Origin of the sequence: Rheinheimera sp. (assembly GCF_020217005.1) — a bacterium.
GTDB lineage: Bacteria > Pseudomonadota > Gammaproteobacteria > Enterobacterales > Alteromonadaceae > Pararheinheimera.
This window is the reverse complement of record NZ_JAIWOI010000134.1, coordinates 1-10000: the sequence shown is the minus strand read 5'-3', so window position 1 is coordinate 10000 and position 10000 is coordinate 1. Positions and strand designations below refer to the sequence as shown.

Annotated in this window: 9 protein-coding genes; 7 read left to right on the top strand and 2 right to left on the bottom strand. The window is 46.8% G+C overall.

All coding sequences use genetic code 11. The features are described from left to right. A partial coding sequence (locus tag LDL40_RS06585) for an NPP1 family protein (protein WP_300994412.1) occupies positions 1-680 on the top strand: 680 nt, incomplete at its 5' end. Positions 681-832: 152 nt separating this feature from the next. Continuing rightward, a complete protein-coding gene (locus LDL40_RS06580) occupies positions 833-1273 on the top strand; it encodes a DUF1090 family protein (protein ID WP_300994411.1) in 441 nt (146 codons plus the stop codon). Positions 1274-1288: 15 nt separating this feature from the next. On the opposite strand, the gene LDL40_RS06575 is transcribed toward LDL40_RS06580, so the two are convergent. Together LDL40_RS06575 and LDL40_RS06570 are read right to left on the bottom strand one after the other, a co-directional pair. After that, on the bottom strand, positions 1289-3298 hold the full coding sequence (locus LDL40_RS06575; protein WP_300994410.1) for a metallophosphoesterase: 2010 nt from the start codon (positions 3296-3298) through the stop codon (positions 1289-1291). 88 nt (positions 3299-3386) lie between these two features. Further along, on the bottom strand, positions 3387-6167 hold the full coding sequence (locus LDL40_RS06570) for a TonB-dependent receptor (protein ID WP_300994408.1): 2781 nt from the start codon (positions 6165-6167) through the stop codon (positions 3387-3389). A gap of 543 nt (positions 6168-6710) precedes the next feature. On the opposite strand from LDL40_RS06570, the gene LDL40_RS06565 reads away from it, so the two are divergent. The 5 genes from LDL40_RS06565 to LDL40_RS06545 form a co-directional block, all read left to right on the top strand. Continuing rightward, positions 6711-7601 (top strand): dienelactone hydrolase family protein, encoded by an 891-nt coding sequence (locus tag LDL40_RS06565; RefSeq protein ID WP_300994406.1) that lies wholly within the window; start codon positions 6711-6713, stop codon positions 7599-7601. 24 nt (positions 7602-7625) lie between these two features. Then, on the top strand, positions 7626-7991 hold the full coding sequence (locus LDL40_RS06560; protein ID WP_300994413.1) for a cupin domain-containing protein: 366 nt from the start codon (positions 7626-7628) through the stop codon (positions 7989-7991). Positions 7992-8023: 32 nt separating this feature from the next. After that, positions 8024-8632 (top strand): GDP-mannose pyrophosphatase NudK, encoded by a 609-nt coding sequence (nudK, locus tag LDL40_RS06555; protein WP_300994405.1) that lies wholly within the window; start codon positions 8024-8026, stop codon positions 8630-8632. Between the two features lie 130 nt (positions 8633-8762). Continuing rightward, positions 8763-9155, top strand: a complete 393-nt coding sequence (locus LDL40_RS06550) for a cupin domain-containing protein (RefSeq protein ID WP_300994404.1) — start codon at positions 8763-8765, stop codon at positions 9153-9155. A 165-nt stretch (positions 9156-9320) separates the two neighbouring features. Next, positions 9321-10000 (top strand): GyrI-like domain-containing protein (locus tag LDL40_RS06545; RefSeq protein WP_300994402.1); only part of this gene is annotated, 680 nt, incomplete at its 3' end.

The following is a 10000-nucleotide window of genomic DNA, read 5'->3' as shown; positions in this document are numbered from 1 at the left end:
CCGGCTGGGGCAATATTTCCAATACGATCCACAGACAACTTTGTCAGCAGGGCAGTGATGGTCTGGAACGTTGTGCGCACTTTTATGAGCTGTATTTTGAAAAAGATCAGGCTGTCCACTTAACCTTTTTAGGGGGGCATCGTCATGACGTGGAAACTGTGATTGTCTGGACAGTCAAAGGCAATGGCCAGGAGTATGTCAGCCATGTTTCCACCAGTGCGCATGGCAATTTTGACACCAGGGCAATGAACACGCTGCAGCAACACAATGGTCACCCGCTGGTGGTGTATCACAAAGATGGTGTGGGTACCCATGCGTTTCGTTTTGCCAATGCCACAGACAAAGCCAATGTCGAGTTTCAGGGCAACTGGGGCGAATTTTATGCGCCAAATATTATCAGCCATTACCGTGCTGTGGCCCAATGGGATTCGAATGAACAAATACGGCATGACCGCAACACCCAGTATCGTATGGCATTGGAGCAGTCAAACTTCGGCTCTGCCAGCTTTAAAACCCGGAACGATCAACTGATTATGGATCAGGCCAATGCCAACGTGCCTCGCTCTGATGCATTGTGGGCCAATACCTGGTTTAGCTGGGACGATATTGCAGCCACCAAAGCCAAAGAGTTACAGGCGAACTATCCTGGCATTTATCAGAGTATTAAAGACCGCTATTGAGTCCTTCTTCTACCTCGTTTTTTTGGCAAAGTGCTGCGAAACTGCAGCACTTTGTGTTTACAGCGCTTAAGTTTGAGTTCAGCCACTACTGCTATCTTCAGCAGCTACAGTGACATTTTGTTGCTGCTCAAATCCTGAAGAAGGAAATTAACATGAAGCATAAATCATCCGCTGTGATTGTCCCGGCTGTGGCCGCTGTCAGTCTGGCCGCTTTGTTCGCTTTAGCCCCTGTTATGGCCGGATCGCCTGCGAACTGCAGTACTTTAAAAGGCTGCGAGCAGAAAATCTGTCAGATAGAAATGCAATTGGCTATGGCAAAACAAAGTGGCGACGCCAGTCAGGTTACAGGGGGGCAAATGGCGTTGGACAATGCCAGAACCAGTTGTGATGACAGCAAACTCAAAGGGACACTGAATGCTAAATTGGCCGAAGCCAATCAGAACTTAGTGCGGTATCAGGCGGATTTACAGCGGGCCGAACAGGATGGAGCCAAAGATCAGATGCTGCAATTGCGAAAACAGCTGGAGCAGGTCAACACTGAGATCCAGAGATTAAAGCAGCAGTTGAGCCAATTGGAACAACTGCCGCTGTGATAGGGGCTAACCGGCCTATGGCCTGGCCTGAGTCTGGCGCACAGATCGGAGTTCGCCTGTTTGCATATTCAGCACAAAATCGCCATTCGGTTGACCTTGTAAAAAGCCCTGAATAATTTGAAACAGTGCGGCAAATTTATAGCTGCTGTATTGCGGTAAAGTCCAGCTTGCCCAGTTCTGAGATCCTGGTTCTTTAGAGTTCTGTGGCAGTGTTGCTGTAAAAAAGCTGTACTCTTTCAAACGAGCTACAGGGATATCGGGCAAAGCCAGCTCACCGGCGTTTTGCAAGCGATAAAAATCCAGTACCAGGTCAAAACCTGTCCACTTTGCTAAGTCCTCCAGCCTTACCCCCGCAGCTAAGGCCTGAATCTGGGCTTTTTGTCTGGCCTCTTGCCATTGTTGACTTTGACTCAGCTGTTGCAATACCTCAGGAGAAAACTGACTCAAAGTGACAGAGCTTTGCAGCTGAGACAGGATCAACATTTGTTCACCATTTAAGGCCAGCAACAACTGCCTTAGTTCGTCCGGCCAGTCTTTGGGTAAAAAGCGTAAGCGGGTCAGTTCACGTAAATGACCATTGGCAAAGTCGGGATAGGTTTCAGACTTCAGAATATCTGCGTCCCACAGTGGCTTCTTATCTTGTTTTAACTGCAGCCATTCTTTCTGGTAATGGCCAAACAACTGATTAAAGCCCGGTACATCACGCAGCACTATTGTCTGTACTTTAACCTCTGCCTGGCCAACCAGTGTGAGTAGCTTATAAGCTGGTACATAAGCGGCCAGCGAGGGGGCCTGAATATTGACCAGACTGTTGCCCGAGGCTGACCGCACTACCGCAGTGTTGTTTAAATGCATATGGCCTGCTACATGCAACTGAACACCAAGGTCTGCTAATTGCTGACTGATCTGCTGCTGTGGACTACGCGACAGTTGGCCGCTGTCCTCTCCCAATAAACCTGCGATCCGCTGAGTCTGGCCCTGATAAAACTCAACCATAGGGTAATGACTAAAAGTGATCAGAGTTTTGCCCTGGGCTTTAGCTTTGGCTGTGACTTTTTTCACCCAGGCCAGTACCTGGGGTTTGTAATCAAACATAGCGTTGTAGCCAGCGTTGCCACTGCCTTCAAAAGCTTCGGCTGAATTAGCCGGGCCCTGGTAACCTGCTTTAGGTTTATAAACATTGGCATCTATGGCTAATAACCATAAACCTTTGACAGGTTCCACCAGATAGCTGGCATCCGGAATGAGATGGCAGTTGGTGTCGTCTGGTTTTTTATAACTACCACCAGCCCCTTGTTGGCAAATCTCAAACTGGCGTTGGGTTAAATCAGCTTGTGCCATGGCCTGACGATAGCTGTATTTGTTATTGGCGTAATGACTGTAGGGGCTTTCCCAATACAGATCGCTGGCTTTTGGATAAAAACCAAAATCGGCCAGCTCCGTCATTAGTTCGCTGTAGCCTAACTCTTTCACTTCTTCAGTGCATATCACAGCTGTATCAGCGGCTTTGCATTGCTCTGAACCAGGACTGAAAATAGCCAAAGGCCTGGCATCGGGTCCCAGATAATCGGATTTTCCGGCAGGGTGGGAGTAAGGTTTGACCGGATCATGATTACCTAAGGTCAGTAAAAATCTCAGACCATAACTACGGCTATAGTGCTGCAAAATACGTTTTAAACCACGAACATGCACAGCCTGACCGTCATCGCTGAAATCACCAGGCAAGACGACTAATTTCACATTACGACGCACCAGATCATCTAAGGCTGCCAACAGTGCAAAGTAGTTCTCGTTAAACAGCCGGGTGGATTGCAACTGAGCATCCATAGTGCGGATAGTGGCCGCCTTGCCGTTATGGCTGCTTTGGTCTGCTACGCCTTTAAAGCTGTGATCGTTAAAGCTGGCGTAGACGTCGTGAAAATGCACATCGGGTAAAAAAGCGATTTGTGTTTGAGTCTCTGTCTGAGCTGCTTGAGCAGGAAGCATAAACAAAGCCAATACAGAGAAAAACAATACTGTTTTCATCAGCCTTTCCTTATTCATCGAATAGCAAAGGCCACAGGGAAAGCTGTGGCCTTAGTCGCTTTAATCTTTGATCACGCAGAGAAACATTTTAGAAATCAGCGCGGATCCCTAAACTTACACGTCTGCCTGAAAATTCATACATCACAGGGAATGCCGGATCCATGGTGTAACCCGTGGTTTCTTCGTCAGTGATATTGATACCTTTTAAGCTCAGTTTGACGTTATCTGTCAGCTGATAGCCTAAAGCTATATCGGTCTGGCCGTATGCATCACGGTACACCGGGTACATATTCAGGTGGATATACTCAACGTACTTGTCTTTGTAGTTGTACGAAACACGGGCGTCAAAAACGTCGTTTTCGTAGTATGCGGTAAAGTTGTACGTCTTGTCCGCTAAACCTTCTGGCGGAGTTGGGATATCTAAGTCAGATGCACCAGTTAAACTGTTGTCCAGCATAGTGTAGTTGGCGTTGATACCAAAACCATCCAGTGACTCGCTGATCATCGTCAGTGGCAACTGAGCGATCAACTCTAAACCTGTTACTTTGTACGAGCCTTCAGCGTTGACTGGCTGGTAGACGTCGAAGTCGTAATAACCATCTAAGGTACCGTCGGCATTGCGTTTTTCAACGTCTTTGACTACTCCTGTCAGAGCCTGGCGAACTACACCTTCAATGTCTTTCCAGAAATAAGAGGCTGCCAATATACCGCCGTTTTCCATATACCATTCCAGACCCGTTTCCCATTGTTGAGCCGTCGTTGGCTTCAGGCCAGGGTTACCGTCTGTAAAGCGAAAACCGCTCCAACTGACAGAGCGCTTATAAGCGATGTCGGTTAAATCAGGACGCATCAGGGTTTCTGACGCCGCTGTACGCCAAATCAGGTCGTCCGCTACTTCCACTGTCAGGTTAAAGCTTGGTAATACATCGCTGTAGCTGCCTTCTGCAGATACAGGCTTGTCAGTGTAGCCCGTTGAACCATCAGGTTTTTGAATTGGATGATAACCAAAAGACAGAACATCTGTATCTACAGCCCGGACGCCTGCATTTAACTTGCTTGGTAAGCCACCGATTTCAAAATCGAAATTTGTCATGGCATAGAAAGCTGTGACTTCTTCATCCACACGGTAATACTGATCGACCTGGAAAGGGGTAAAGAAACCTTCGTAACGGAAAGTACGGCGCGCGTAGTCATTCGATACTTGCATCCAGTTCAGATCTTTGGCCTGGTAAGAACCGCCTGACGCTATATCAGTGACATAACCTAATTCACTGTCTTTTAAGGTCCGCTTGTTGACGTAGGAACTGTCACCTGCTTTTGGCCCCTGAATTTTTATGGCGCCAAATTCACGTTCTTTAGATTTGTCTGTGTAACGCACACCAAACTGCACACTGCTCAAGGCTGGCAGCATGGACCATTCCAGAGCTTTTTTGAAATCAAGCTGTGCAGCGTATTTGTCGTCCTGTACTTCTTCCAGTTCGGTTTCATAAGCTTCAAACAGGTATTTATCGGCCGCGTTGTACATGTCGATGCTATTTGGATTGGCGCTCTTGATGGTTTCACCACCATTAGCTGTCCAGCGGGTACGGGAAGGCGCATAGGCGACATGTTTCAGGTTGGCGTAATCTGCGGTTTTTTCTGCGCCAGAGAAACCAGCCAGAGCGTTGATTTCCCAGCCGTTAACGTCCCAATCCATAGTGAGGCTGTACTGAGTGAAGTCGGTTTCGTTAATACGTTCTTTGCTCAGGAATTCGTGCTGAGTGGCGGTGTAAGACACGTCTGTCAGCACAATCATGCCATACTGAGCCAACGTCTTGTCATCGTAAGCATGGATAGTTTCTAAAGTACTGCGGCTTGACGCTGAATAAGCTGCTGCGTCGTATTCATCTTCTGTATTGTCATAACCACCCAACATGGCATCAAAGGTCAGGCTGAAGCTTGAACTTGGCTTGTACTGAATAGCGACTGTACTGCCCCATTTGTCCTGTTCGCTCTGGAATACGCGGTCACCCACTTTGTCCTGGAAAATAATGCGGCTGGTTTCATCTTTATTTTTAAAGTCTTTTACCACTACACCGGCATCACGTGCCAGTACCGCCGCTGCCTGAGTTGAACGTGGAGCAGATGCTTCAAGGAATCGCCCCATAGGACGGAAGTTAATGCCAGAATTGGAGTCTGTTCTGTTACTGCGTTCTGCTTTAGAAAATGAAACTAAAGCGCCCCAGTCGCCAAAAGTGTCGCTGGCCAGGAAGGAAAACTTAGGATCTGTTTCTTCAGAAATTGAATTGTGTGCACCTTCAGCAGACAGCACAAATTGTGCATCGCTGTAATCAAAAGGTTTGGCTGTGCCAATTTGTACTGAACCGGCAATACCACCTTCTTCATCAGCTGCGGTAGGGGATTTTTGCACAGTAACGCTCTGAATAATTTCAGAGGCGAAAATATCAAACTCCACATCACGACCACCACTGCCAGAGGCTGTAGCAAGGTTGTTGATCGACACATGTGTAAAATCTGACGGCAGGCTGCGTACATTCACTTTGCTGCCGAGGCCTTTGTTCCGTTCGATGGTGACACCTGGCATACGTTGCAGAGCTTCTGCCAGGTTTTGCTCAGGAAAATCGGCGATATCAGTGGCCACTATAGAATCAGAGAAACCAATGTTCTCTTTTTTCATGTCTACAGCCTGTTCCAGACTTTTACTGTAAGTACCTTTCACTGCAATCACTTCTACTTTTTGTTCTGTCTGTTTGTCCTGCGCATATGCAGGCAAGCTGATAGCAGTGCCTATCAGCAACTGGCTGATGGCCAGGCTTAAAGCCGTACGTTTTGAGACGACGTGATGACGGTATTGATTCTGATCTTTCATTGCCAAACCCTTAGCTGATGTCATTATTTTGTGTGATCACACTTTTTCGTCTGGTGATCGCTGCATTCAACGACGGGCGAGGTTACAGAGCAACTGTGATGTTTTTATTTCAGTCCAAACGAGACACTAAGGTGTTGCTATAGAACAACTAAGCAGAAAAATTGGCTTTGTTTTCACTCTGGCTCCAGCCGGATGTAACCGTTTTCATAGTGATTTTTATCTATTTTTCGATTTAAATCATTGGCTTAAGTTATGTTTTGCTGTTTTTTTGCACATAGAGTTGTCGTTTAGATTGTGTTTCTTAAAGCGGGAATGTGGGCGTATGTGTTATCGCCGCTGTTATGAGGTTAAAGGCGATAAAACCCCATATTTTTGCGATTAATACTGAAACTTTAATGGCTTACCCAGGTTTGGCTTACGACAGGTCAGGATGGAAAATTAAAAGTTGTGTCTGTGGTTTCATCGGGTGCAGTATAAGCATCGCAGCAAACTAAAGTGCTGGATAACCAGAGAAAGCTGAAATTATCACCAGGGGAAGGGCTTATGTCTGAACGTAAAACAGCAAAAGATTTTGATAGAGAAACCCTGAAGTTATTTGATCTCTATGTACATGGCGACATCAGCAGGCGTGACTTTTTGGCCGCAGCGGCAAAGTGCGCAGTCGCTGGTCTTACAGCCGTTGGACTGTTGCAGGCGCTCGCACCAAATTATGCACTGGGGCAACAGATCCAACCTGATGATCCGGCTTTGGAGGCAGAGTATCTGAAGTTCCCAAGTCCAAAAGGTTATGCTGAACTGCGGGGGTATCTGGCTCGGCCCAAAGAGCAAAAAGGCAAACTACCGCTGGTGCTGGTGGTGCATGAGAACCGTGGCTTAAACCCTCATATTGAAGATGTTGCACGCAGATTGGCGCTCGCTGGTTTTATTGCCTTTGCACCAGATGCGCTGTATCCGCTCGGCGGTTATCCGGGTGACGAAGATAAAGCCCGCGAACTTTTTGCCACTCTAGATCAGGACAAAACCCGGCAAGACTTCATTGAGGCGGTGCGTATTCTGCAAAAGTTACCGCAGGGCAATGGCAAAGTTGGGGTGGTAGGTTTTTGTTATGGTGGCGGTATGGCGAACTTTCTTGCCACTGAGTTCGCTGATTTAGCTGCGGCAGTACCTTTTTATGGCAGACAGGCTGATTTGGACAAAGTGGCAGCCATTAAAGCCCCACTGCTGATCCACTATGCCAGCAACGACGATCGGGTGAATGCCGGAGCTGCAGCCTATGACACGGCGCTTAAGGCCGCAGGCAAAAATGCCAGGAGTTTTGTTTATCCGGATACCCAGCACGGTTTTCATAACGACACCACACCACGTTACGATAAAGCTGCGGCAGAGTTAGCCTGGCAACGCACTCTGGAGTTTTTTAAGCAGTATTTAAGTTGAACTATTTTCGGAGTCATAAAGGTGATGAATTACCATGCCATTAATTTTAAGCAAAAATTTTCTAAGTTCGATCATCACTGGTCTCCCCGCGTTATCGCCGAAATGAATGACTACCAGTTTAAGCTGGTCAAGGTTGAAGGTGAGTTTGTCTGGCATGATCACCAGGACACAGATGAAGTTTTTATTGTGATCGAAGGGGTGCTGGATATTAAATTTGAAGATGGCAAAGTTACTTTGCAGGCTGGGGAAATGTATGTGGTGCCAAAAGGAGTCAGGCACAAGCCTTGCGCGGCACAAGAATGCAAAATACTGCTGGTAGAACCTAAAGGTGTGGTAAATACGGGCGATGCAGACAGCGAGCTCAGAGCTGATAATGATGTCTGGATATAACAGATGAACCCAAAGTAGCGGGATTTTTTCCAATGAGTACTAAAATCAGAAATCTTCAGAAAACTCTGTTATCAGATAACTGGTATACGCTGAACAAGTTTAGTTTTGAATATCAGAACCATAGCGGAGAATGGCAACAGCAGCACCGCGAAGCCTATGACAGAGGCAACGGTGCCACTATTTTGTTGTATAACAAAGCCAAAGCCACAGTGATCCTGACCCGCCAGTTCCGTCTGCCAACTTACATTAATGGTAATTCCGATGGTTTATTGATCGAGACCTGCGCGGGCTTATTGGAGCAGGATAATGCTGAAGACTGTATTAAACGTGAGGCGGAAGAAGAAACCGGCTATAAAATAGAGCAGGTGCAGAAACTGTTTGAGGCCTATATGTCGCCTGGTTCAGTCACCGAAATTATCCATTTTTTTGCAGCAGAATACTCGGACCAGATGCAGGTTTCAGCCGGTGGTGGTTTGGCGCATGAACAGGAGAATATTGAAGTACTGGAGCTGAATTTTGCTCAGGCCTATTCGATGATAGCTAGTGGTGAAATTAAAGACGGCAAAACCATTATGTTGTTGCAGTACGCTAAAATAAATGGCCTGCTTGGCAAGGATGAAGCGGGTCACAAAGTTTCGTAGCGCAAGCTTTGCATTGCGCCAGTTTGGCCTGAGTTGGGTCGGGATGCGATTTTACCTGGCTCTTGCTGCAGTTAAGGCTGCATTTCAGTCATAAAATCTGGGATCCCGAAGGGCTCATTGAGGTGGCATCATGACCAGAACCACACTGAATATTGCTCAGGCTTTTATTGTTCTAAACCAGCAGAAAAAAGCCAGTATTGAACAGCCGGATGCGCTGCTGTACCAGCGTCTGGAAGACAATTATGCAGGCTTTCAGGGCTGCGAGTTGATTTCCTGCTTTGAATTTACACAAGACTGGTCGTCATGGGAAATGCATCCTGCAGGCGACGAGACAGTGATTTTGCTGTCGGGCCAGGCACTGTTCGTTTTGCAGCATGAAGGGACAGAGCAATTGCTGACATTAGAACAACCAGGGGATTTTGTCATAATCCCAAAACATACCTGGCACAGCGCCCGAACCAGTGTAAAAACCAAACTGTTGTTTATCACGCCAGGCAAGGGTACACAACATAAGCCACTTTAAGCAGGTTTAAGGGAAGTTTGACTTGTAAAGTCGCAGTTAAAACCTTAGTAGAATTATGTCGGTAGCCGTTGAGAATTGAATGGTTTTTACAGCAACATTGGTCAGGTAAAGTGATCATGCCTTGGATATTATCTGAGTATTGTCGTCACACAACAGGGGCTGAATGTGGTCAATTACCAGCAAAGGTTGCAAAAAGTACTGACTTTTATTGAAACTAATCTGGATGCAAATCTGGATATCGCAAGATTAAGCGCTCTGGCACATTTATCAAAATATCACTTTCAGCGGCAGTTTAGTTTGCATTTTGGCATAAGTCCTTTTGCGCATATTCGCAACTTAAAACTTAAAAAAGCGGCCTATCAATTGGCATTCAGAACTGAGCTGACAGTGACTGATATCGCGTTTGAGGCAGGTTATGAAAATTCAGAGTCTTTCTCCAGACTGTTCCGCCAGTTCAGTGGGCAAAGTCCAACCAGTTTTCGCAAAGCGCCGGATTGGGACTATTGGCTGCAACAAGACCAGGTTTTGACTGAAACAACAGCAGTAACTATGGCAGAAGCAGCTCAGTATCAGGTGCAGCGCGTTGATTTTCCTGCTATTTCAATTGCGGTGCTTGAGCACAGAGGTGCTCCGGAACAACTGATGCACAGCATAAGGCGTTTTATAGACTGGAGGAAAAGCCGGAAACTGCATCCTGCTAAAAGTCGCACTTTTAATCTGGTGTACGACGATCCTGCTTCAGTTCCTGCTGCTGAGTTTCGCTTTGATTTAGGCTGTGAATTCAGTGGAGTTCTGACCAACCTTAAAGACGGCATAGTGCTAAAGCAAATCCCGGCAGGACCTTG